The 24,190-nt window shown below is 67.8% G+C and carries 18 protein-coding genes; 4 read left to right on the top strand and 14 right to left on the bottom strand.

The features are described from left to right. Nucleotides 1–34 precede the first annotated feature (34 nt). A complete protein-coding gene (locus QZ755_RS03565; protein ID WP_294319821.1) occupies nt 35–2,842 on the bottom strand; it encodes a DUF3857 domain-containing protein in 2,808 nt (935 codons plus the stop codon). A gap of 150 nt (nt 2,843–2,992) precedes the next feature. Between QZ755_RS03565 and QZ755_RS03560 the strand changes: the two genes are divergently transcribed. Continuing rightward, a complete protein-coding gene (locus tag QZ755_RS03560; RefSeq protein WP_294319820.1) occupies nt 2,993–3,955 on the top strand; it encodes an alpha/beta hydrolase in 963 nt (320 codons plus the stop codon). A gap of 180 nt (nt 3,956–4,135) precedes the next feature. Here the strand turns inward: QZ755_RS03560 and QZ755_RS03555 are convergent, their stop codons facing one another. From QZ755_RS03555 to QZ755_RS03500, 12 genes are all read right to left on the bottom strand, one after another. Continuing rightward, nucleotides 4,136–6,022, bottom strand: a complete 1,887-nt coding sequence (locus tag QZ755_RS03555; protein ID WP_294319818.1) for an XrtA/PEP-CTERM system amidotransferase — start codon at nt 6,020–6,022, stop codon at nt 4,136–4,138. A gap of 1 nt (nt 6,023) precedes the next feature. Next, nucleotides 6,024–7,544 (bottom strand): exosortase A, encoded by a 1,521-nt coding sequence (gene xrtA / locus QZ755_RS03550; RefSeq protein WP_294319817.1) that lies wholly within the window; start codon nt 7,542–7,544, stop codon nt 6,024–6,026. Continuing rightward, the gene (locus tag QZ755_RS03545) at nt 7,541–8,698 is read right to left on the bottom strand and encodes a TIGR03087 family PEP-CTERM/XrtA system glycosyltransferase (protein WP_294319816.1); all 1,158 of its coding nucleotides are present in this window, start codon (nt 8,696–8,698) and stop codon (nt 7,541–7,543) included. Before QZ755_RS03545 ends, xrtA begins: the two co-directional genes overlap by 4 nt. Beyond that, nucleotides 8,695–9,744, bottom strand: coding sequence for a FemAB family XrtA/PEP-CTERM system-associated protein (locus QZ755_RS03540; protein ID WP_294319815.1), 1,050 nt, complete (start codon nt 9,742–9,744; stop codon nt 8,695–8,697). Before QZ755_RS03540 ends, QZ755_RS03545 begins: the two co-directional genes overlap by 4 nt. After that, nucleotides 9,741–10,580 carry an XrtA system polysaccharide deacetylase gene (locus tag QZ755_RS03535; protein ID WP_294319813.1) on the bottom strand — a complete coding sequence of 280 codons (840 nt, stop codon included), beginning with the start codon at nt 10,578–10,580 and terminating at the stop codon, nt 9,741–9,743. The genes QZ755_RS03540 and QZ755_RS03535 overlap by 4 nt, the downstream gene beginning before the upstream one ends. 19 nt (nt 10,581–10,599) lie before the next feature. Further along, complete coding sequence (locus tag QZ755_RS03530; RefSeq protein WP_294319811.1) at nt 10,600–11,769, bottom strand: AAA family ATPase; 1,170 nt, start codon at nt 11,767–11,769, stop codon at nt 10,600–10,602. A 210-nt stretch (nt 11,770–11,979) separates the two neighbouring features. Beyond that, nucleotides 11,980–13,587: a hypothetical protein gene (locus QZ755_RS03525; RefSeq protein ID WP_294319807.1), complete on the bottom strand. Its 1,608-nt coding sequence runs from the start codon at nt 13,585–13,587 to the stop codon at nt 11,980–11,982. Continuing rightward, nucleotides 13,584–14,501: an AAA family ATPase gene (locus QZ755_RS03520; protein WP_294319805.1), complete on the bottom strand. Its 918-nt coding sequence runs from the start codon at nt 14,499–14,501 to the stop codon at nt 13,584–13,586. Before QZ755_RS03520 ends, QZ755_RS03525 begins: the two co-directional genes overlap by 4 nt. A gap of 14 nt (nt 14,502–14,515) precedes the next feature. Continuing rightward, nucleotides 14,516–16,039: an XrtA system polysaccharide chain length determinant gene (locus QZ755_RS03515; RefSeq protein WP_294319803.1), complete on the bottom strand. Its 1,524-nt coding sequence runs from the start codon at nt 16,037–16,039 to the stop codon at nt 14,516–14,518. Between the two features lies 1 nt (nt 16,040). Then, on the bottom strand, nt 16,041–16,676 hold the full coding sequence (locus QZ755_RS03510) for an XrtA/PEP-CTERM system exopolysaccharide export protein (RefSeq protein ID WP_294319800.1): 636 nt from the start codon (nt 16,674–16,676) through the stop codon (nt 16,041–16,043). 138 nt (nt 16,677–16,814) lie between these two features. Further along, nucleotides 16,815–18,047 (bottom strand): pyridoxal-dependent decarboxylase, exosortase A system-associated, encoded by a 1,233-nt coding sequence (locus QZ755_RS03505; RefSeq protein ID WP_294319798.1) that lies wholly within the window; start codon nt 18,045–18,047, stop codon nt 16,815–16,817. Beyond that, complete coding sequence (locus QZ755_RS03500; protein ID WP_294319795.1) at nt 18,044–19,546, bottom strand: AMP-binding protein; 1,503 nt, start codon at nt 19,544–19,546, stop codon at nt 18,044–18,046. The genes QZ755_RS03505 and QZ755_RS03500 overlap by 4 nt, the downstream gene beginning before the upstream one ends. Nucleotides 19,547–19,813: 267 nt before the next feature. Here QZ755_RS03500 and QZ755_RS03495 point away from each other — a divergent pair, with 267 nt between their 5' ends. From QZ755_RS03495 to QZ755_RS03485, 3 genes are read left to right on the top strand one after another with little or no spacing between them, the layout of a single operon-like run. After that, a complete protein-coding gene (locus QZ755_RS03495) occupies nt 19,814–20,086 on the top strand; it encodes an acyl carrier protein (RefSeq protein ID WP_294319793.1) in 273 nt (90 codons plus the stop codon). Beyond that, complete coding sequence (locus QZ755_RS03490) at nt 20,083–20,751, top strand: hypothetical protein (RefSeq protein WP_294319791.1); 669 nt, start codon at nt 20,083–20,085, stop codon at nt 20,749–20,751. The genes QZ755_RS03495 and QZ755_RS03490 overlap by 4 nt, the downstream gene beginning before the upstream one ends. Continuing rightward, nucleotides 20,736–21,497 (top strand): hydrolase 1, exosortase A system-associated, encoded by a 762-nt coding sequence (locus tag QZ755_RS03485; protein ID WP_294319789.1) that lies wholly within the window; start codon nt 20,736–20,738, stop codon nt 21,495–21,497. The genes QZ755_RS03490 and QZ755_RS03485 overlap by 16 nt, the downstream gene beginning before the upstream one ends. Here QZ755_RS03485 and metH read toward each other — a convergent pair. Continuing rightward, a complete protein-coding gene (gene metH, locus QZ755_RS03480) occupies nt 21,484–24,174 on the bottom strand; it encodes a methionine synthase (RefSeq protein WP_294319787.1) in 2,691 nt (896 codons plus the stop codon). The two genes, QZ755_RS03485 and metH, sit on opposite strands and share 14 nt — an antisense overlap. Nucleotides 24,175–24,190: the final 16 nt, after the last annotated feature.

The raw sequence follows: 24,190 nt of genomic DNA, 5'->3' as shown, positions 1-24,190 counted from the left end.
TCCCCCGCCGTTTTCCATTCGGACCGACCGCTTCCTACATCTTGAACCCATAGCGGGCATATTGCCGGTCGATCGTCGGGCTGATCCGCCGCGCCAGCGCCAGCTCGCCCTGCGCCTCGCCATCGCGCCCCATCGCCTTCAGCACGGCGCCGCGGACATAGCGGCTGGCCGCCATGTCGGGATTGGCGGCCAGCACCGTGTCGAGATCGGCCAGCGCCTCCGGATACCGGCCCATCCGGTACCAGACGAGCGCCCGGCTATCGAGCGCGGCGAGGGTATCGTTGCTCAGCTCGATCGCGCTGGTACAGTCCTTCAGCGCCGTGTCGAGCATCACCGATCGCGTACCCTTCACCCAGCACCGCCCGTTCAACAGCACCGGCGACCCCGGCTTTTCGGCGATCAGCGTATCGAACAGCGCCACCGCGTCCTTCGGATCGCCGAAATCGCCGAGCAGGCTGGCCTTCATCTGGCGCAGAACCGCACGCTGTTCGCCGCCCAGCGCGATGCGTTCGTCCAGCAACGCCTGCGCGCCCTTCACATCGCCCATCTCGCCCTTCATCTGCACCACCTGCCCGATCGCGAGATAGGAGGCCGGGTCCAGCGCGCGTGCCCGTTCGGCATCGGCCAGCGCCTTGGGCAGGTCGCCCAGATTGGCATAGGTCTGCGAACGCTGGGCATAGAGGTCGACGGTCGGCTCCTTCGCAATCACCTTATCCAGATCGGTGAGTGCCGCGCGATAATTGCCGATCCCCGCTTCGAACGCGGCGCGGCTCTGATACCCGCTCATCTCGTCAGGATCGGCGGCGATCGCCTTGCCATAGACGGCGCGGATCGCCTGCACCTGGCTCGCCTTGGCCAGCGTCGCGCTATCGAGCGTCCAGCGACGCGGCGTGTCGACCGGCGCGACCACGCGCGGGATATTGGCCTTGGCGGTCGCCACCGCGTCGCGCTCCATCGCGATCCGCGTTGCCGGCACCTCGACGCCGGTTCCGTCGAACCGCTCGTCCATGCTGATCGTCCCGCCGTGCAGCCGCGTCGTGCGCTTGACGACGAAGCCTGCCAGCCGCTGGTCGGCGTCCGCCGTTCCCTCCAGCGTGAAGCCGCGTCCGCCATCGGGCAGCTTCACCCGGACATGCCGCTCCACGCCAAAGAGCGGCGGCCCCGCGACCGGGATATTGCTCCAGTCCGGGCGGCTGCGATCGGGGACGAAATTCATATCGGCCAGCTGCCCGCCCAGCGACCGCTTGCGCCGTCGGTCCTCGACGCCCCAGCTGGTATTCACCACCCCCCTGGCCCGTACGACCACATCGCCGGTCGCGGCATCGGGCGTGATCGTGCCATCGGCGAACTGCCCCTCACCGACCGCCTGTTGGAGGATCGTCGAGATCAGCTCGCGCTGCTCCTTAGGGCCGATCTGGCTCTTCGCCGCGCGCAGCTGGGCCGCCATCTGGCCGTGCGTCACCATCGTTACATTGACCGCACTGGGCAGGTCGACCGCCGCACTTTCGTCCGCGTCGATCGTCACGCTGGCGATGGCGCGCGCGTTGGGATGCGTCTCGATCCGGATCGGCGTCGCGCCGGCGGCCCGGATCGGCAGGACATAGCCGACGCCAGGCGTGTCATGGATGTCGGCCAGGCGCGCATTGCTGCCGGTCCCGTCCAGCCACAGCACCTCACCATCGATCGTCGCCCGCACGAACACATGGTTGAACGCCGCCGCGCTTGGCAGTCGGTCGGGCACCGCATCGCCCAACCCGACATGGGCGACGACCGGTTCCGCTTGGATCCCCATCGCGTGCAGCATGGCAAGGAGCATCAGCGTCTTGGCCTTGCAATCGCCGTACCGAACTTCCCACGTCTTCGCAGCGGTTTGCGGGACATAGTTCCCACCATCCATCCCGACCGCCAGATAGCGGATCTTGTCCTGCACCAGCTCCAGCGCGCGCTGCGCCCGGCCGATCGGCGTCGCGTCCGCCTTCTGGATCGCAGCGACCTCGGCGGCCAGCGGACTGCCTGACGCGATCAGCCCGTCGGTCTTGTAAAGCGGTACGAAGGTCCGCGACACATCGGCCCAGTCGGCAAAGCTTGCCACCTCGATCAGCGGCGGCCGGCGATAGCGTGCGGGGGCATCCTCCGGCATATCCTTGGGCTTCGGCGCGGGCAGCGCGAAACTGAGTTCGGACAGGTCGCCCTTCCGCACCGGCGTCGCGGTAACGCCATCGGCAAGGATCTTGTAGTTCGGCGCGCTGTTGCCCGACCACAGATACCGTACCCGCCCGGCGCCGATGCGCAGCGGCAGCGCGGGCAGCGCCACCACATCCTGCACCCGCCCGCCCAGCGCCGGATCGCGACCCGTGACCGAAAACCGCAGGTCGAGCAGATCGCCGACCTCCAGCCCCTCCACCGCCAGCGTCGCCGTCAGGATGCCGGTCAGCTCGCGCTGCTCCAGCGACTGTTCGCGGCGCAATACGGTGAACTTCTGCCCCTTGGCCAGCAGGTCGATCCGCTGGTCGCCCCGCAGGATGGTGAGCGCATGGATGATCAGGTCGCCCTTGTCCGGCGCCCAGGGCAGCGCCAGCGTCGCCGCCTGCGACAGCATTTCCGCACTCGCGATCCGGGTCCGCTGATGGACATAGGACGTCAGCTTGTCGCCCTCGATCCGCTTCTGGAAATCGAGCAGCACCAGCGGCGGCAGTTCGTCGACCGGTGTCGCGGGGATTGCGGGCGGTGCGCTGACCCACGCCGGCGCGGATTGATAGAGTGGCGTTTCGCTGGCCCAGGCAAGCGCCGGCAACCCCGCCGCCGCCAGTGCGACAGCCTTCACCACGACGAAACGCTTCACTCGCAATCCCCCCAATGCCCGGCACCCCCGGCCGGCTTGCCCCAAGGTCTATCGACCCGCCGGGGATTGTCGAGCGCTTTGGGCAACGCGTCGCTTTTCCTGCGCACGCCATGCAGTTAGGCTGCGGCAAACAGGCAGGGAGTGGAGCGGATGATCGACCGGCGGACCATCTTGGGGGCAGGCCTCGCCTTGCCGATGGCGGCGAAGGCGGCGGCGGTCCAGCCGGCCCAGACCGGCGAACGGCTCACCCCGTGGCCCCCGCGCGAACATTTCCGGCTGTGGCCGGGCAAGGCGCCCGGTGCCCGGACGACGCTACCCACCTATGCCCCGTCGATGAACGGCCGCCCCGAGATGCGTGAACTGTGGCTGCGCGGCGTGTCCGATCCGATCGTCGGCGTGTTCCGGCCGGCCAAGCCCGACGGCACCGCCGTCCTGTCGATCCCAGGTGGCGGATACGGCTTCGTCTCGATCGAGAATGAGGGGATCGATGTTGCCAGGGCGCTGAACCCCGCCGGCATCACTGTCTTCGCGCTCGCCTATCGCCTGCCGGGCGAAGGATGGGACAATCAGCAGGACGTCCCGCTGCAGGATGCCCAGCGCGCGATGCGCCTGATCCGCGCCAACGCCGCGCGCTATGGCATCGATCCGGCGAAGCTCGGCATTTGCGGCTTCTCGGCGGGCGGGCATCTCGCGGGGTCGCTGACGGTTGCGCATGACGATCCGGTCTATGCGCCGGTCGACGCCGCCGATCGGCAATCCGCCCGGCCGGCGTTCAGCGGGCTGGTGTATCCGGTCACCAATATCACCGCGATGGACCGCGGCGGTCCGGGCCAACCCGACGGTCCGATGACCGTATATCGCCGCTACAATATTCCCGCACGGGTCACGCCGCAGACTCCGCCGGTGTTCCTCGCCCATTCGGTCGACGATCCGATCTGCCCGGTGGACCAGTCGCTCGAAATGCTCGCCGCCTGTCGCCGCGCAAAAGTGCGGGTCGAGGCGCATCTGTTCGAGCGGGGCGGCCATGGCTGGGGCGCGCTGCATTCGCCGGTCGACAGCCCGCAGCGCCAGTGGACCGACCTGTTCCGCCGCTGGATCGGCGAGCGCCAATAACGCTGTCCTACACCCCTCCCGTCCAAGTATGTCACCCCGGCGCAAGCTGGGGTTTCCCGGTGATAACGCGCCACATCAACCGCGAAAGACCCCAGCCTGCGCTGGGGTGACGTTCCTTGAAAGGGTAAGACCACGCAGCGCGCAAACAGCGCACGAGTGTGAACTTTGTGAACTTTGGGCTCAGCCGAACAGCCGTCGGGCGCTCCGCTCCAGCATCACCAACTGCCACAGCGTCCGTCCATGCTCACCCCGGCCGGAACGATGCTCGGCCGCCAGCCGCTCGATGGCAGGTGGATCGAACCACGTCGCCAGCACCGGCGACCGCGCCAGCCCCGCCGCCTCATCGGCCAACGCCCCCCGAAACCACGCACTGACCGGCGTTACGAACCCCATTTTCGGCCGATACAGGATGTCGCGCGGCAGCCACGGCTCCAGCGCCTTCTTCATCAGCCATTTGCCCTCGCCCCCGCGCAGGCGGAGTTTCGCCGGCAACGTGGCACAGAACTCGATCAGCCGGTGGTCGAGCAACGGCTCGCGCGCTTCCAGCGCCACCGCCATGCTGGTCCGGTCGACCTTGGTCAGGATGTCGCCGGGCAGCCAGTGCCGGAAATCGGCATATTGCGCACGGTCCAGCGCATCGCGCCCCGGCGCGTGCCGCATCGCCGCGACATAACGCTCCTCACCGCGATAGCCGCCCAGTTGCCGCGCCATCGCCTGTCCGTACAGGCCCTGCCGCACTGCCGGCGTGGTCACTCCAACCGCCTGCGCATACGCCTCGTCGCCATCCTGCGCGAGCGCCAGCAGCGTCGTCTTGGCCCGGAACGGCCGCGGCGCCCAGTCGGCCTTGGGATAGACATCGCCCAGCGCCCCGAACACCGGCTCCCGCAGTCCCTGCGGCAACAGCGCGCGAACCCGTTCCTCCGCCGAATGGAACTTGTATCGGCGATACCCCGCCAGCGCTTCGTCCGCACCGTCGCCCGACAGAGCAACCGTCACCCGCTCGCGGGCCAGCGCACAGACCTGATAGGTGGCCAGCGCCGACGCATCGGCAAAGGGTTCGTCGAACGCCCCGACCAGCGTATCGATCAGCCCGAAATCGTCCGACCGCACCGTCCGCACCGCATGGTCGGTCGCAAAGCGCTTCGCCACCAGCCCGGCCGGGCCGCGTTCGTCATGGCCGGCTTCCTCGAAGCCGATGGTGCAGGTTTGCACCGGCGACTTGCTGGCCTCCGCCATCAGCGCGACGACCGCCGACGAATCGACCCCACCTGACAGGAACGCGCCCAGCGGCACATCGGCGACCATCCGCGACCGCACGCCCGCGCGCATCCGCTCGACCAGTTCGGCCTCCAGGTCGCGCGTGCTGCCCTTAGCCCGCTGCGAAAAGTCGACGTCCCACCACTGCACGGGCTGGGGCACGCCGCGACCGCGCTCGATCAGCAGGAAATGGCCAGCCGGCAGCTTCTTCACCCCCGCCACGATACAGGCGTCGTCGGGCACATAGCCGAGCGCCATATAGTCCTCGATCGCCGCCGCATCGGGCGTCCGCCGCACCAGCGGATGGGCGAGCAGTCCCTTCAGCTCCGACGCGAACGCCACCGCGCCATCGCCCAGCTCGACATAATGGAGCGGCTTCACCCCCATCCGGTCGCGGGCGAGGAACAGCGCCTGCCGCCCCGCATCATGGATGGCAAAGGCGAACATGCCGTTCAGCCGCGCCAGCATGTCCGGCCCCCATGCCGCCCAGGCGTGGAGCAGCACCTCGGTATCGCCCTGAGTCCGGAACACCGCGCCCTTGGCCTGCAACTGGCTACGCAGCTCGGCGAAGTTGTAGATTTCGCCGTTGAAGGTGATGACGACCTGTTCGCCCGGCAGTGCCATCGGCTGCGGACTGCCGGCGACATCGATGATCGACAGGCGACGATGCCCCAGCCCCACCCCCGGCGCGGTCCAAACGCCCGATCCGTCGGGACCGCGATGCGCCTGCACATCGGTCATCGCCGCGATCCGCGCTGGATCGACCGGTTTGGGGCAGGCGCTGTGATAGAGGCCGGCGATCCCGCACATCTCAGTGCATCCCCGCAGCACGGTCGGCGATCGCGTCGATCGGCCCCGCCGCGTTCAGAAAATCGGCGATCGCCTGACGGGGATCGGCATTGCCCTTGCGCGCCGACAGCAGCACCGCGACTCCGCGCTGCGGCCCGCCCAGCAGCTTGGCCTTCAACGTCTCCAGCTTCACCCGGTCGGCGCTGCCGGTCGTAACCGATCCGATGCGATACCAGGTCGAGACCTCGCGCTCGACCGGGCCGGGTGCAGCCATGCGTAGCGACGCGCCGCCCGCGATCGGCGCGGTGTCGGCGATCCGTACCCAGCGGTCGTTCTCGCGGATCGCGCCTGTTCCGAACCCTACCAATTCATGCCCCTCGCCCTGCGAACCATAGACCGCGACGATCATGTCGACGCTGCGGCCCCGCGCATCTCCATAGCGTCCGATCAGGAAATGGTCAGCGCCCGGAAAGTTCGGAACCCACGGTTCGCCGTCGACCGCCACCCGCTGCCATCCCGGCACCTGTGGCAGTTCGATATGCGCCGGCAGCGGCTGCGCGCGCCGGTTGACGATCCAGCCCCATCCGGCAAAGCCGACCGCGACCGCCAGCACCGCCGCCGCGGCGATCGACCGGTCGGCGGCGCGCATCGGCATCGCCTGTACCACGCCCGCGTCAAACCATGCCGCATCGGGATCGCGATCGAACCAGCGCCACCCGATCGCCAGCACTCCCGCCATGGTCAGCGCGAAGAATACCCAGCCATAGACGATATGGTCGAACCCCGTCGCCGCCTCGACCGAAGTCAGGTGCGCGGCATAGATCGTCCCCGCCGCGCGGATGCCGTTGGCGATCACCGGCACCACCAGAGCCAGCCCCATGAACGCCACCCGACGTCCCCAGGCGACGTAGCACACATTGGCGACCAAGGTGCCGTACGCTACCATCGCGATGACGAACTTCGACCCCGAACACGCCTCCGCCACCTCGAAATAGCCGTTGGGGATGGTGATGAGAACGCCGTCGACCGCCGCCGGCACACCCAGCAGGTGCAGCAGCGGCATGGTCAGCGATACCGTCGCCGATTGCAGCCACGGTTCGAGGAAATCGCCGAACGGCACCAGAAAGACCATGTACGCGAGCGGAAAGGCGACGCCCCGCGCCACCCGTGCGCCCAGCAGGGTGACGACAGCCCCCTGCAACATCGCGACCAGCCCGACATGGCGGAACAGCGCGACTGCCGCTGCCTCGCCCACCAGCCACACCGCCCCGCCGCCCGCGACGATCGCCAACCCCGGCCACCATGCCTGCGGGGTCAGTTGCGCCAGTTCCCGCCGCCGCTGCCACACCAGCCAGCCGATGATCGGCGGCACGAACAGGCAGTGGCCATAGGTGGTCGAGTTCCACCAAATGTCCGCCATCGCTGCCGCATCGCGGTGAAAGATCGCCAGCAACGCGACCCAGATGCCGCCCAACGCCAGCAATGCCCGCCGCCACGCCGGGTCGATCGCCGATACCGGCCGGTCGAGCGCCACGCTGCTCATGCCAGCCCCAGCAGCCCGGCGAGCGGCGCCAGTCGCGCGTCCCATCCATAGCGCGCGATGGCCCGCGCCCGCGCGGCCTCGCCCAACGCGCTCGCCGCGACCGGATCGGCCAGGACCTCACCGATTGCACCGGCAAACCCGGCCGCATCGCCGGCAACCCGGATCGTACCCCGATGGTCGATCCCTTCCGCAGCGGCGACCGAAGCGACCACCGGCCGCGCCATCGCCATCGCCTCTAGCACCTTGTTCTGGATACCGCGCGCCAGCAGCAGGGGGGCGACGACCACGGAAGCTGCCGCGATCCAGCCGCGCACGTCCGCCACCTCGCCGGTCACGACCACCCGCTCACCCGCCAGCGCGCGGACGGCGGCGGTCGGGCTGCGCCCGACGATCGCGAAGCGCGCTTCCGGCACCAGCGGCAGTACCTCGGCAGCAAACCAGCGCACCGCCTCGATATTCGGACGGTAATCCATCTGCCCGGTGAAGACGATCAGCGGCCCGGCCTGTTCGACCGGCATGACGCTGGCGGGATCGAAGAAGCCGGTATCGATCCCGTTCTCGATCGCGACCACCCGGTCGGCCCCCGATGTCCGCCGGAACAGATCGGCCTCCGCCTCGCTCACCAGCAATGACGCCTTCGCTCGAGCAGCCACCGCCGCCTCGAACGCCGCCAGCTTGCGCGCCTCACGCCACATCATCCAGCGCATCGGCCCATAGGCATCGTCGGCATAGGCGGCGAACTTTGCCGAATCCATGTCGACGAAATCCATGACCAGGGCCAGGTCGGCCGGCAGATACTGCGCCATCTGGCTCGAATAGACGTAAACCGCATCATAGCGCCGCCGGGCCAGCAATTCGGCGACCGTGGCCCGCATCGCCGCACTGTCGAACGCCGCCTCAGACACTGTGCGCCCGCTCGCCAGCGCCTCTACCGCCGCCCGCGCATTGCCCTTGGTCCGAGGCAGTACCGCGACGCTGGCGCACCACTGCGCCAGCGCATCCTCATGCCCCATATCGCGCGGATCATCGGCAAAGCTCGCCAGATGCACCCGCCCCAGCCCGCTCAGGTGCCGCAGCACATGATGACTGCGCACCTTGTCGCCACGGTCGGGGGGATAGGGAACGCGGTGGGCGAGGAACAGGATGTCGCTCACCCCAACCCCTTTGCGATCAACGGACCGATGCGATTGGCGACCGCGACCGGCAGCTTCTGCCACGCTGCGATCTTCAGCCGATATTTGGGGTTGAGCGGACTGGCGTCCCGCGGCGCGGCGCCATCGGCGGTCCAGGTCGGATAGCCGAGCGGTTCGCCGACGAACCCCCAGTTCTTCTTGTACGCCGCCGGCCCGGTCCCGACCTTCGACCGACCGAAATCGAACGCGGTGCAGCCGCGCTGGCGGGCATGGCGCATCAGCTCGAAATACATCCGCTCATTGGCTCGCAGCCCCCGAGCCGCGGCCGTACCGCCACCCCAATAAGGATAGACCGTACCCCGCCAATAGACCGACAGCACGCTAGCCACCGCCTGTCCCCCATGGCGCACGGTCAACACATCGGCGTCCTCGCCGAACTGGCGAACGACCTCCCTGAACAGCGACTTCGGAAAGACCGGCGTGCCGAGGTTGCGCACCGACGTCCCATAGACACGGAAATGCTCGGCCATCGCGCGCCGATCACGGCCGATCGAGATCTCGAACGGTTCGGCCAGCGCCTTGCGCACGTCGGCGCGCTGCTTGCGCGGAATCGCCAGCAATTCGGCATCGTCATCGCCCGCTAGCGGCCGGACGAAGCCGACGTAGCGCTTGTCGTCCCACGTCCAACCCGCGCCCTCGACCGGCACCCCGCCGCGCATCTCGATCGTCGGGCACTTCAGCTCCCGCGCCACGTCGATTGCCGCCGCCGCCAGCGCCCTGCCTGCCGCCGGATCGTTCGCCAGCACGCCACCGCCGACCCCGAACCCGGTCGACACCAGCGCCGCCCCGAACAAGGGTGAGCGCACATGCGTCAATGGCACCACGCCCCGCAATTCACCGCCAGCCTCCGCCAGCAGCATCCGGAAATCCTGTCCGCAGCCTACCGCCGTCGCTTCCCCCCAAACGGGCAAGTGAAACGGCGTGCCGCCCGGATGCGTCGCCACGAACGCTTCTACCGCCGCCCGCTCCGCCCGATCGGCCAGATCGGCCCGCCGGACGATCGTCACAACGATACCGCGCGCTCGGCGACGATCCGGTCGGCCCGGCCCCAGTCGTGGTTCGCCATCAGCCGCTCGAGCTTCCCTGCCATTGCCCCCAGCCGCGGATAATGCCGCAGCTTCGACTTCAGCGGGGCGTTCCTTACCCTTGGCTGGCCGGGATCGATCTCCCATGGATGGAAATAGAACATCGCCGGATGCGTGTGGGCACGGTTGCTGCGCACCACCGCATCCTCGACCACCCGGTTCGGCAAAAGGCGAAAAAAGCCTCCGCCCGCCGACACCTCGCGCCCCAGCACCTTCGCCAGCGTGATCGGCCATTCGATCAGGTCGGACCCTGCGACGGGCCGGTGCAGCACCCGCGGCGCGTCCACCCAGCCATAATGGTCATGCGCTATGGGTGCGACGGACGAAGAATAGGCATAGCCTTCCTCGGCGAGCACATGATGCGCCCACGGCGTCCGCCGATCGATTGAGAAACTGGGCGCGCGATACCCGGTCACCGCCTGCCCCCCGGCATCCTCAAGCGCGGCCTTGGCCCGCGCCAGATCGGCGCGGAATTGCTCCGCGGTGAACGTAAAGACCCGCTTGTGATCCCAGCCGTGGCTGGCCAGCTCATGCCCGCCGTCCACGATCCGCCGCATCAGCGCCGGAAAGCGATGCGCAACCCAGCCGAGCGTGAAGAAGGTCGCCTTCACCCCGCTGGCGGCGAACAGGTTGAGTACCGCGTCGGTATTCGCCTCCACCCGGCATTCGAGCCCGTCCCAGTCGCCCCGGTCGATCACCGTTTCGAACGCGCCGACCTGGAACCAGTCCTCGACGTCGACCGACATCGCGTTGCGCATGGGGGCAGACACCGTCCGCTCAGCCGGCGGCGCGGATCGACGACAGGTCGGGGCGGCGCTGTTCGCCCTCCACCCAATCGACCAGCAGCGTCAGGACCCGGCGCAACGCCGCATCCTGTTCCTCCAGCCGATCCTCCAGCGCAGCGATCCGTGCGACCAGTGCGTCACGGTCGGCGGTATCGGCGGGGGCGGCATCGGCGACCGGCGCATTCCGGCTCGGTACATCGACCACCGAGAGATGGATCGGACGCGGCGGCATCGGCGGTGGCGGCGGAGTCATCGGCAGCGGATCGGCATCAACAATCGGCATCGCCTCCGCGACCGGTGCCGCCTCGACCCGCGCCAGCGCGGCGGCTTCAGGAGTATTCGCTCCCATCCCGTCGCCGTCCAGATCTTCGATCACCTGCTCGACATCCAGCGAACCGAACCGCTCGACCCCCTCGATCGCGCCGTACAGCAGGACGCGCCCGGCCAGCTGGTTCAACCGGCGCGGCACCCCGCCCGACCAACGGTGCAGCGCGGCCAGCGCATCCATGCTGAAGCTCGGCGTCCCGTTCCACCCGACGATGCCGAGCCGATGTTCCAGATACGGTCCCACCTCCTCGACGCCCATCGGATCGAGGTGATGCATCGCGATCACCCGCTGGCGCAGCTGCTCCAGCCGGTCCGACCCGTGCAGCCGCTGGCGAAACTCCGGCTGGCCCAGCAGGAAGATCTGTAGCAGCGCATAGCCCCCCGCCTGGAAATTGGACAGCATCCGCAATTCTTCGATCGACCCGACCGGCAGCGACTGCGCCTCGTCGATCACCAGCAGCGTGCGCCGACCCGAGCGGGCGACATTGTGCAGCCCACGCTCGATCCCTTCCAGCAACTGCGCCTTCGTCAATCCGTGATGATCGACGTCGAGGCCCGCGGCGACCAGCCGCAACAGGTCGTCCGCCTCGATCTGCGTCGTGACGATACGAATGACGTTCAGCCGTTCGGGATCGATCGTCTGCATCAGATGGCCGAGCAGCGTCGTCTTGCCCGTACCCGGATCGCCGGTGATGACGATGAAGCCTTCGCCCTGGCTCAACCCATAGCCCAGATACGCCATCGCCTTGCGATGCGTGGCGGTGTCGAACCAGAAGGCCGGATCGGGCGTCAACTGGAACGGGCGACCGGTCAGGCCATAATGATTGTCGTACATCATCGTCTCCAATGGAGGGCTTGTACCCGCCAATCGGTTGAATGTTCGTTTAAATCAGTCCGTCATCTCACCTTCCCGCTCATGCTGAGTAGGGGCTGAGTTTGTCGAAGACCCGTATCGAAGCACCTTCTCCACGGTCCTTCGATACGCCGCTTCGATAAGCTCAACGGCTGCTCAGGACGAACGGCTCAAGCGTCTGCCGGCATTATCTTAGAACCGGAACCCTACCGCCAGCAACGCCTGCGCGATCAGGTCGGACTGGCTGCGTTCCACGTCATAGCCATACACACCGGCGGTCAGGCTGCCATAGGCCCGGCCGAAGCTGCGATAATAGCCGCCCTGCGCACCGCCGCCCCATGCGTCCAGCCCGCCCTCGATCCCGCTCGCGAAGTAATTCGCGTACAGGTCGGCGCTGATCGACGACCGGCTGTCGAGCGCCCATTGGCCGAAGCCCTGGACATAATAGCTCTCATCGCGCGTGCGATAGATGACGGCCCCCGGCACCGGCGGGAGATAATAGCGCCGGCTGGCATAGCCCGCGCCCAGCCCCAGCCGGGTCGGCCCGCGCGTGATCGAATAGACCGCGTCGACGCCCTGTGCGCGGAACGTCGCGGCGCTGACCGACTGGAATACCGGGGTCAGGCACCCGCCGGCGTTCGACGCGCCTTCGGGCGTCACGCCGCCGCCGAAAACGCAGCCGCCATAGCGCGCGCCGAACGGATTTTCGCCGCCGATATAGTTGATCGGCAGCTGCGACAGCGATCCGGTCAGTTGCCGCCCGAACGTGGTCACGCTGTCATATACGCCGACCTGCAGCGCCGATGCCGGACTGACCTGCCATTGCAGCGACCCGGTATAGCTCATCGCGCCGTACCGCCGCCCCAACCGCGCCTCCAGCGCGGTACGGGGGCTGGGCCGCCACAGGACGCCCGCGTCCCAGATGATGCCGTCGGTATCATAAGCGATGCGCGGCGCCGATACCGGATCGGTCACGAACCGCCCCGCCCCGTCGGTCACCGGGATATTCTGCGTATCCAGCAGCGGGTCGCGCTGCGTCACCTTGATCTTTTCATAGCCGACGCCGCCGACCGCCGCCAGCGTGGGCGTGATCGGCAACACGGCATCGACCCGGCCGTACGCGCCGTCGAACCGCTGGTCGAGCTGCCCGGCATCCTCGCGTACCCACGCGCCCGACACCGTAAAGCCGATCGGCAACAGCGTGCCGGCGCGCGTACCGGCGCTGGCCATCACCAGATGGCTGGTCGCCTCGTCATAATAATCCAGCCGCCGCTGGCCCGGCGCCAGGTCGACGACGCCCGGCGTCTCCGCCTTCACATAGCCGAACTGATAGGTGCCGTTGACCGCGAACGGCCCAACCCGCGTGTTGACGCTCGGCCCGGCATACAGGCCATAGACCTGCGCGGTATTGACGTTGCTGGCATTGACCAGCGGGCCGAAGCCGCCGCCGCGCGTATCGCCCTGCGCGCGCGTAGCGATCGCCCCGCCCTCCAGGTTCAACCAACGGGTGATCTGGACATTGGCGCGTGCCAGACCCGAATGGATGTCGCCGCTGCCGAAATTGTCGCCCCAGTCCAGCAGCCGCTGATACTGGTAATTGGCCTGTACCTGCACGCGCTGGGTCGTGATCGTCGCATCGACCCCGGCGGTCAGCTGGGTATAGGTGACGACATCGCCATCACTCAGGTCGGCGGCCAGCACCTGTCCCGCTTCGATATAGGGCGACACGTCGACGCGCTGCGCCATTGCCGGCCCTGCCGACGCCGCGACCGCCACCGGCAGGGCCAGCCAGCGCATCATTCCTGCTCCTGTCCGTAATATCCGAACCGCGCACCCTCTGCCCGGTACGTCGTGGCGTTCAGAAGCAGCTGGATATCGTCGCATCCGTCCAGCAGCGCGACCGCCTCGCGCAGGTCCGATTCACTGCTGCGATCGGCGCGAACGACCAACACGGTCTGCCCGACCAGCGATGCCAGCACCGCCGCCGGCGACGCGGCCAGCGCGGGTGGCGAATCGAAAATGACGATCCGGTCGGGATCGGCGGTCAGCAACCGCTGCAACACGTCCTGCGCATGGTCGCTGCGCAGCAATTCGGTATCGGCATTGGTCCGCTTGCCCGCCGGCAGCACCGACAGCTGCGGCACGTCGGTCGGGATCACCAGCGTTTCGACGTCGATCGCCGGATCACCCAGCGCGTCGAGCAACCCCTTGCCGGCGGGCAGGCCCAGCCGGTCGAGAATGTCGGGCTTCGGGAAATCGGCATCGACCAGCAAAATCTGGAGATCGCGCTCCGCCGCCAGCGACAGCGCCAGGTTGATCGCGCAAAAGGTCTTGCCGTCGCCCGGCTGCGCCGAACACACCAGGATCATCCGCGCGGCATCGGGATCGCGTTTCTCGATGTCGGCGGCGGTGGTCAGCAGCTGGCGCTTCACCAGCCGGAACTCCTCGGCCAGCGCCGTCACCGGACCGCCGGGTACCAGCATTCCCGCTTCGGCCAGCATATCGCGATCGATCCGCGCCGGGTCGACCGGACGGATACGGGCGGACGGCATCTTGCGGGGCGGCGCCTTGGCCACCGACGCAGCGACCGGCGGGGGCGGCGGCAGGTTGGGCATGGCGACCGGCGGCAGGTCGGGCTTCGGCCCCAGCTGCCAGCGATCCGCCGCACGTTCCAGCAACGACGCGCGTATGGCCCGGTACGATTGGTCGTTCACCTTGTCATCCCCGTTCACGCCACCAGCCCGCGTTGGGCGAATTCTAGCCCCAGCAACAGCACGAATGCCGCCACCAGCGCGCCCGCGCCACCGGCGAACAGCTTCAACCGCCGCTTGCGTGTCTCCCGCACTGCATCGGTAACGACCTCGCCGATCGATCCCAGCACCGGCATACCGCTGATCTTCTCCAACTTCTGTGCCGTCGCAAAGCTGGTCTTCAACCGGCTGAGCGCGAATGCCAGCGCGACGCCCGCACCGATCCCTACGACCAGGACGCCCAGCAGCAGCAACGGCCGGTTCGGCGCGGTGGGCTTGCTCGGCTGGGTGGGTGGATCGATCACGTTGAACTGCACCGCATCGGTATCGGTCTGCACGCTGCTGCGCAGGCGGACCTGCTCGCGATCCTGGAACAGCGAGTCATATTGCTGCTTCAACGACGCGATGTCGCGGTCCAGCTGCGACTGCTGCGCCGCCGCTTGGGGATCGGCCGAAATCTTCGCCTGCAATCCGTTTAGCTGGCCTTCGATCTGGCTCCTGCGCTGCTGCAGCTCGGCCACGCGCGCCTGCCGGTCGGCCTGCGTCGCGCGCAGTTGCAGGTAGAACGGATTGGGCGATGCCGCCGTCGCGCCGCTCACCCCACCGCCCTCGCCGCGCGCCGCCGCTCGTGCAGAGGTCAGCTGGCGGTTGAGCGCCACCATATCGGGATGCTGGTCGGTCCAGCCGCGGCTGCGCCCTTCGGCGATCTGCCCCTCGATCGCGTTTAGCCGCGCGCGGGCCGGGCCGACCATCGCCGTACCCGCCGTTCCGGGCAGCGTGGCCGCCGTCCCCGCCATCTGCGCATTCGCCGCGCTCAGGCTGGTCTGCGCCGCCGCCAGATCGCCATCGATCTGCGCCAGCTCGCTGCGCGCGTTCGACATGCGATCGTCGAGCGACCCGGTGCCCGGCAACATCGCCATATATTGCGCCTGAAACGCCTGCCGCCGCGCCTCGGCATCGGCCAGCTGCTTCTGCCGCTGCGACAGCTGCTGGTCGAGGAAGCGCAGCGACTGCACCGTCGCATCGCGGTCGCTGGCCAGATTGTCCTGCACGAAGATGTCGATCATCTTCTGCACGACCTCGCGCGCGACCTTCGGATTGCCCGACGTCGCCGAAATCTCGAACAGATTGTCCTGCTGCTGCGTCAGCTTGATCGCGTTCTGCAACGACGCGATCCGATCGGCGACGTCACGGTCGTTGGCAACCGTTTCGTTGAGCGACGTACCGCGCACCACCTTTTCCAGGTTCACCGCCGACGTCAGCGTCTGGCGGATGCGGTCGATATTCTTCGCCTGGTCGTTCTGCGCGACCGCCGCCTCGGCGCCCGGCAGCACCTGCCGCATCTGCACCATGACCCGCGCGGTCGATTGATAGCTGTTCGGGATCTGGCTGACCGCCAGCCACCCCGCGAGGCACACGACCCATGCGACCGCCAGCGCGATCCAGCGCCGCTGCCAGATCGCGTGGAGGATCAGCTTCAGCTCGTCATACAGCCCGTCCATGTCAGAACATACTCTCTGGAATGATGATGACGTCGCCCGGCTGCAGCTTCACATTCGCGCTGGCATCACCATTCTTGAGCAGGCTGGAAATCCGCAAGCCAAATTCCGACTGCTTGCCCGTCGCCCGGTCGTACCGCACCAGCCGCGCGCGGTTGCCCGACGCGTATTGGTTGAGGCCCCCCACCGCGATCATCGCGTCGAGCAGCGTCATGTTGGCCCGGTACGGGATCGACGCAGGCTTCTCCGTCGCCCCGACCACGCGCACCTGCTGACTGAACGTACCGGAGAAATTCTCGACGATCACCGAAACCAGCGGGTCCTTCACATATTCGCCCAGCGCCAGCTTCAGGTCGTCGGCCAGCATCGCCGGCGTCTTGCCGGTGGCGGGCATGTCGTTGATCAGCGGCGTGGTGATCCGCCCGTCGGGACGCACCTGCACCTTGGTCGACAGTTCGGGATTGCGCCATACGAAGATGCTCAGCTGGTCGAGCGGCCCGATGACATAGGCCTCGCCCGGTGCTTCCTTCGCCTGCACGAACGGCGCGGGCGGCAATTCCGGCCGCGCCGCACCCCCGGCGCACCCGCCCAGCAACGCCGTCAATGCCACACCCGTGCCCAAACCATGCCAGCGACGCATTACATTACCTCGTTCCGAACGAGCGCAGCCGCATCGGGACTGCGCAGGACTGCCCCTGCTATGCTGTCGAAGGGGTAAAGATAGGGTTGAGTATAGCCCAATTCCGCCGTCCCGCACCCCGTCAGGCGTACCGTTCGATCAGTCCCGCAATGGGACAAGCAGCTCGCGCGCCGGCGGATGGCCGAGGAAAGCCGCCGGGCTGGCCGTCGCGCCATACGCCCCCGCCTGGAACAGTACGATCGTATCGCCGACCTCGACGGGGGGCAACGCCACCCGGTCCGCCAACCGGTCGAGCGGCGTGCAAAGGCACCCGACGACCGAAGCGGTCATCACCGGCACGGCATCCATCCGCTCGGCCACGGCCACCGGATAGTTGCGGCGCACCACCGTCCCGAAATTGCCGCTCGCCGCCAGCTGATGATGCAGCCCGCCATCGACCACGACAAAGGTTTCGCCGCCGCTTTCCTTCACATCGACGACGCGGGTGCAATACACCCCCGCCTCACCCACCAGCCACCGGCCCAGCTCGACCGCAAAGCCGGTATCGGCCAGCACCGTGCCCCGCCGGTCCAGCGCCTCGCCCAGCGTCTTCCCGATGGCTTCGACATCGACCGGGGTGTCGCCGGCAAAATAGGGAATGCCGAACCCGCCGCCCAAGTTGACGAACGCCGGTACTGTGCCGACCTCCTCCGCCAATCGCTCCGCGAGCGCCAGCGTCGCCGCCTGCGCCTCGACGATCGCAGCGGTGTCAAGCGTCTGCGATCCGGCAAAGATATGAAAGCCGTGCCAATCCGCACCGGTCGCCACCAGTCGCCGGACCAGCGCCGGCACGCGCGCCGCATCGACACCGAACGGCGACGCCCGCCCGCCCATGCGCATCCCCGACCCGCGCAGTTCGAAATCGGGGTTCACCCGTACCGCGATCCTTGGGCGCAGACCCAGCCGACCGCCGATCGCCAGCGCCCGGTCGGCCTCCCCCTCCGATTCGACATGCAACGTCGCGCCGGCCGCAATCGCCTGTTCCAGTTCGTCGTCACGCTTGCCCGGCCCGGCAAAGCTGATCGCCGCCGCCCGCTTTACCGCCAGCGCCATGGCCAGTTCGCCGCCCGACGCCACGTCCAGCCCATCCACCAGTATCGCCATCGCCGCCAGCACCGCCGCGTGCGGATTGGCCTTGATCGCGTAATGCACGCCGACCTGCTCCGGCAGCGCCGCACGCAGCCGCGCGACCTGCGCCGCCATTGCCCCGCCGTCATACAGAAACGCCGGCGTATCGCCCGCCCGGTCGAGCAATTCGGCAAAATCCACGCCACCGACGCTCAATCGCGATTGTCCAGCAAAGCCCGCCGGGATCGGACCGACCGGCTTCATGCCCCCACCGCCTGCACCGCCAGCGCCCGCACTGCCACCCGGTCCAGCTTGCCGTTCGCATTGCGCGGCAGGCCATCAACCCAGACATAATGCGACGGCTGTTGGAAACTTGGCAGTTCCCGCCGCAGCCGCGCCCGCACCGCCGCCTCGGCATCGTCGACCAACGCCCGCGCGACCACCGTGATCGCCTGGCCCTGCCGTTCGTCGGGCAGGCCGACCGCGACCGCCTCCGCCACTTCGCCGCCCGCCAGCACCGCTTCCTCCACTTCGGTCGGGCTGATCCGGTTGCCCGCCACCTTCATCATCTCGTCATCGCGCCCGACGAACCGCAGCAATCCGTCACTGCCCCGCGCAACCGTGTCGCCCGACCACACCGCCATCCCGCCGCTGTCCATCCATACGGGCGCAGGCCGAAACCGAGCCGCCGTCCGCTCGGCATCCTGCCAATAGCCCTGCGCGACCAGCGGCCCGGCATGGACCAGCTCGCCCGCCTCCCCGGCATCGGCGGGGCTACCATCGGCACGCACCACCGCCACTTCGGCAAAGGGGATCGCCGATCCGATCGCGTCGGGGTTCACATCGATCAGCACCGGATCGAGGTAGGTCGATCGAAACGCCTCGGTCAGCCCGTACATCGCATAGAGGTCCGAATCCGCGAAGCGTTCCCGCAATGCCCGCACCATGCGCGGGGTCAACGCCCCGCCCGAGTTGGTCAGTCGCTTTAACCGCGCCGCCGTCCCTGCCGGCCAATCCGTTTCCAGCAGCTGCGTCCACAGCGGCGGTACCCCGGCCAGCGTCGTCACGTCGAGCCGCTCCACCGCCTTCACCACGTCGCGCGCGGTCAGGTAATCGAGCGGTGCCACCGCCCCGCCCGCCGCCCAGGTCGAGAACAGCTGGTTCTGTCCATAATCGAAGCTGAGCGGCAGCACGGCCAGGACCCGATCAGCGGGGATCAGCTTCAAATAGCGCGCCACCGACACCGCCCCCAGCCACAAATTGGCGTGGCTCAGCATCACGCCCTTGGGACGTCCGGTGGAGCCGGAGGTGTAGAGGATGGCAGCCAGTGCGTCCGCGTCGCGCTCGGACGCTGCGACTGGATCACCATCCGGCGCCTTGGTCAAAACCCGACACCCCGCCGGCACATCGCCGGCCTCCAGCGCAGCAACCCGCGCATCCTGCGTCACCAGCACCGCCGCGCCGCTATCCGACAGGATATGCGCGACCTGCGCCCGTTTCAGCGCCGGATTGACCGGCACATGCACCAGCCCCGCCCGCGCTGCCGCCAGCGGCATCAGGCACGCGGTCCGCGTCTTCGGCAGCCAGGTCGCCACCCGCGCACCGGATTCGAGGTCCATCGCGCGCAATCCGCCTGCCATCCGCGCGACCGCCGCTTCGACCTCGGCAAAGGTCATCGTACCGTCGCGGTCGATCAGCGCCGGGGCATCCGGCGTACCCGATGAAGGCAGATGATCGATCGTCCGGGCCGGTGGTATATCCATCGCCGCGTCCTAGCGCCGATGAATGGCCAGATACAGAGGGCGACGCCCTCCAACGGATACCCGGTCATCCCGACATCGACCTGACCGTACCCTCGCGAAGGCGGGTGTCCAGAGCCAGACAAGCCAACGCCAGCGCTCGAAAACCCTGGATGCCCGCCTGCGCGGGGATAGCTGTCGGGCGCGAGCAGTGCCTGCCCACCATCACACCCCGCTTGGCAGCACCCCGAACACACCCTAAACCGTCCCGGCAAAAGGGGGAGTGTACGGGTGATCCAGACGGGTACGGGTTCGATCGACGAAACGGTCCGCGCGGTGTTGCGCGACGTCCTCGGTCTGTCGGACGAACGGGCGGCGGCGTTCGACGATGCCACCCCGTTGTTCGGTGCGTTGCCCGAACTCGATTCGATGGCGGTCGCCGGGGTCCTGACCGAGATCGAGGACCGGCTCGGCATCCTGATCGAGGATGACGATATCGACGGCGACACGCTCGAAACCTTCGGCTCGCTGGTCGCTTTCGCCCGCGCCAAGGTTCCCGCTTGATCGACGGCTACGACTGGCCCGGCGGGCATGAGGCGCTCTGGCGCTTCGGTCCCGATACCGGTCCGGTCGTGCTGCTGTTGCTGCCCCCGTTCGAGGAAGCGAACCGCACTCGTACCTTTGCAGTCGGGCTGCTGCGCGCGCTCGCGGTGCGCGGGGTCGCATCGATCCTGCCCGACCTGCCTGGACAGGGGGAAAGCGCGCTGCCCACCGAAGCTGCGACCCTTGCCGACTGGCGCGCTGCCGTCACCGCGCTGGTGGCCACAACCGACCGCCCGGTGATCGGCGCGTCGATCCGCGCCGGGGCGTTGTTCGACACCGATGCCGACCTCGCCGGTCGCTGGCAGCTCAGCCCGCAATCGGGCGCGGCGCTGGTCCGCGAACTGACCCGCATCGCCCGTCCGACCGGTATCGACCGCAGCGCAACGACCGTGGAAGTCGCGGGCAACCGGATCGCCCCCAAGCTGTTGGACGAACTCGACGCGGCCTATCCTGCCGACACCCACCCCCGCCGTGTCGTCCGCCTCGGCACCGATCCCAAGGACGCCGATCTTCGCATCGACGCCGCGCCCTTGTGGCGGCGGGTCGAACCGGGCGATGACCCGATGCTTGCCGAACACCTTGCCGACGATCTTGCCGCCTGGAGCCGTGCGTGCGTCGGCTGGTAACCTTCCCTTGCCTCGGCGAAACGCTGGCCGGCACGCTGGACGGCGCGCCCGGCACGACCGGACTGCTGATCGTGTCGGGCGGCAACGAACTGCGCATCGGCCCGCATCGCGGCATGGCGCTGCTTGCCGCCGCCATCGCGGGTGCCGGCTGTCCGGTCCTGCGCTTCGATCGGCGCGGCATCGGCGATTCGACCGGTCGGAACAAAGGTTTCCGCTCCAGCGCGCCCGACATCGCCGCCGCCGCCGCCGCTTTGCGCAAACACACCGGCGTCACGCGGATCGTGGCGTTCGGCAATTGCGACGCGGCGACCGCGCTCGCATTGTTCCACCGCGATGCCGGTATCGATCGGTTGGTTCTCGCCAACCCCTGGGTTGTCGAGCCCTCGGGCGACCTGCCTCCTCCGGCGGCGATCCGCGCGACCTATGCCGCGCGGCTGACGTCGCCGGCCGAATGGCGGCGATTGCTGACGGGCGGCGTCAACCTCCGCCGCCTGGCGCAAGGATTGGCGGCCCTGGCCAAGCCCCGCCCGGCCCGGAACGCACTGGTCCGATCCTTCGCCACTACGGCGCCCGCCGACATCCTGCTGGCGACCGGCGACCACACCGCGATCGCCTTCCTCAACGCATGGGACCGTCGCCAGCCCGCGTCCCTGCATCGCCGCGACAGCGACAGTCACAGCTTCGCTGGTCCCGGCGACGCGGACTGGCTACGCGACCACCTGCTGGATGCCCTTAGTCGAGATTAGGCCGCAGCCACCGCTCCGCCTGCTCAATGCTGACGCCGCGCCGGGTGGCATAGTCCTCCAGCTGGTCGCGACCGATCCGCGCCACTCCGAAATAGGCGCTGTCGGGATGCCCGAAGTAGAAACCTGACACCGCCGCCGTCGGCAGCATCGCGAAGCTGTCGGTCAGTGTGATACCGGTGGCTTGCGCGGCACCCAGCATGTCGAACAGGATCGGTTTCTGGCTATGGTCCGGGCACGCCGGATAGCCGGGAGCCGGGCGGATACCGCGATACTGCTCGCGGATGATCGCCTCGTTGGTCAGCTGTTCATCCGGCGCATAGCCCCACAACTCGGTCCGCACATGATGGTGCAGCCGCTCGGCAAAGGCCTCGGCCAGACGGTCGGCCAGCGCCTTCAGCAGAATGTCCTGATAGTCGTCGTTATCCGCCTTGAATCGTGCGATATGCGGGTCGATGCCGTGGATGCCGACCGCGAAGCCACCCATCCAGTCGCCCGCCGGATCGATGAAGTCGGCAAGGCACATATTGGCCCGGCCTTCGCGCTTCTTCACCTGCTGGCGCAGGAACGGCATCCGGATCGCGTGGGTGGCGTGGGTCGTCTGCATCGGTGTAGCAAAGTCGTGCGGCACGCCCGAGAGCGGTGACACCCGCCCCGCCTCCATCGCCGGTTCCAGTTGCTCGGCGGGTACGTCGACGATCACTTCGTCCCCGTCGCGCCGGCAATGCCACAGCGCCGCGACGCCCCGCGCGGTCAGCCACTTCTCGGCGATGATCCGGTCCAGCATCGCCTGCGCATCGGCATAGAGCGACGTGGCACTCTCGCCGACGACCTCATCGGTCAGGATCGCCGGGAAATTGCCCGCCAGTTCCCATGCGCGGAAGAACGGCGTCCAGTCGATATAGTCGCGCAGATCGGCAAGGTCCCAGTCGTCGAATACATGCCGCCCCGGCTTGTTGGGCGCAGCCGGCTTCTGGTTGAAATCGATCACGAACCCGTTGTCCCGTGCCTCGGCGATCGGCGAAAGGTCGCTCTGCCCCTTGCCGGCACGGGCGATCCGGACCGCCTCGTAATCCGCGGCAACCTGTTCGACATAGGCAGCCCGCCCGGTATCGCTCACCAGCGTGGTCGCGACGCCCACCGCGCGGCTGGCGTCGAGGACAAGGACGATCGGCCCGTCATAGGCCGGCGAGATGCGCAGCGCGGTATGCACCTTCGACGTGGTGGCGCCACCGATCAGCAGCGGCATCGTCATGCCCGCCCGCTTCATCTCCTCGGCCACAGTCACCATCTCGTCCAGCGACGGCGTGATGAGGCCCGACAAGCCGATCATGTCGGCGTCATTCTCGTTCGCGGCTTCGAGGATTTTCGTCCACGGCACCATCACGCCCAGATCGACCACGTCGAAACCGTTGCACTGCAGGACGACGCCGACGATGTTCTTGCCGATATCATGGACGTCGCCCTTCACGGTCGCCATGATGATCTTGCCCTTGCCCTTGGCGCCGGGCTCCTTGGCCGCTTCGATGAAGGGCAACAGGTGCGCCACCGCCTTCTTCATCACCCGCGCCGACTTCACCACCTGCGGCAGAAACATCTTGCCCGACCCGAACAGGTCGCCGACCACGTTCATACCGTCCATCAACGGCCCTTCGATCACCTCGATGGGCCGTGCGAATTGTTGGCGGCATTCCTCGGTATCGTCGACGACATGCGCGTCGATGCCCTTGACCAGCGCGTATTCCAGCCGCTTGACGACCGGCAGCGAGCGCCATTCGGCCGCCGCCTTCTCGGCGACCGCATCGGTCCCCTTATACTTCTCCGCCAGCGCGATCAGCCGTTCGGTCGCTTCGGAATCGCGGTTGAGGATGACGTCCTCGCACGCCGTCCGCAGATCGGCATCGATCGTGTCGTACACGTCGAGCTGACCGGCATTGACGATCCCCATGTCCATCCCTGCCGGAATGGCGTGATAGAGAAAGATCGAATGCATTGCCCGGCGCACCGGCTCGTTCCCGCGAAAGCTGAACGACAGGTTCGATAGCCCGCCCGAGATATGGCAGTGCGGGCAGCGCGCCTTGATCTCGCGGCACGCCTCGATGAAATCGACGCCGTAGTTGTTATGCTCCTCGATCCCAGTCGCCACCGCGAAGATATTGGGATCGAAGATGATGTCCTCCGGCGGAAAGCCCATGCCGGTCAGCAACTTGTAGGCGCGCTCGCAGATCTCGACCTTGCGTTCCTTGGTGTCGGCCTGCCCGACCTCATCGAACGCCATCACGACGACCGCCGCGCCATAGTTCATGCAGATGCGGGCGTGGTGGAGGAACTGTTCCTCGCCCTCCTTCATGCTGATCGAATTGACGATCGGCTTGCCCGACACGCATTTCAGACCGGCTTCGATCACGTCCCACTTCGAACTGTCGACCATCACGGGGATGCGGGCGATGTCCGGTTCGGCCTGGATCAGCTTCAGGAAGGTCGTCATCGCGTGATGCGCGTCGAGCAACCCTTCGTCCATGTTGACGTCGAGGACCTGCGCCCCGCTCTCGACCTGCTGCAGCGCGACTTCGACCGCGGCGGCATAGTCGCCCGCCATCACCAGCTTCTTGAAGCGGGCGGAGCCAGTCACGTTGGTGCGTTCGCCGATGTTGACGAAATTGGTCGAGGCGTTGGTCATGTCAGCTTTCTCTCCC

This window comes from uncultured Sphingomonas sp. (assembly GCF_913776855.1).
Classification (GTDB): Bacteria; Pseudomonadota; Alphaproteobacteria; order Sphingomonadales; family Sphingomonadaceae; genus Sphingomonas.
This window is presented reverse-complemented; position numbering and strand designations above follow the sequence as displayed.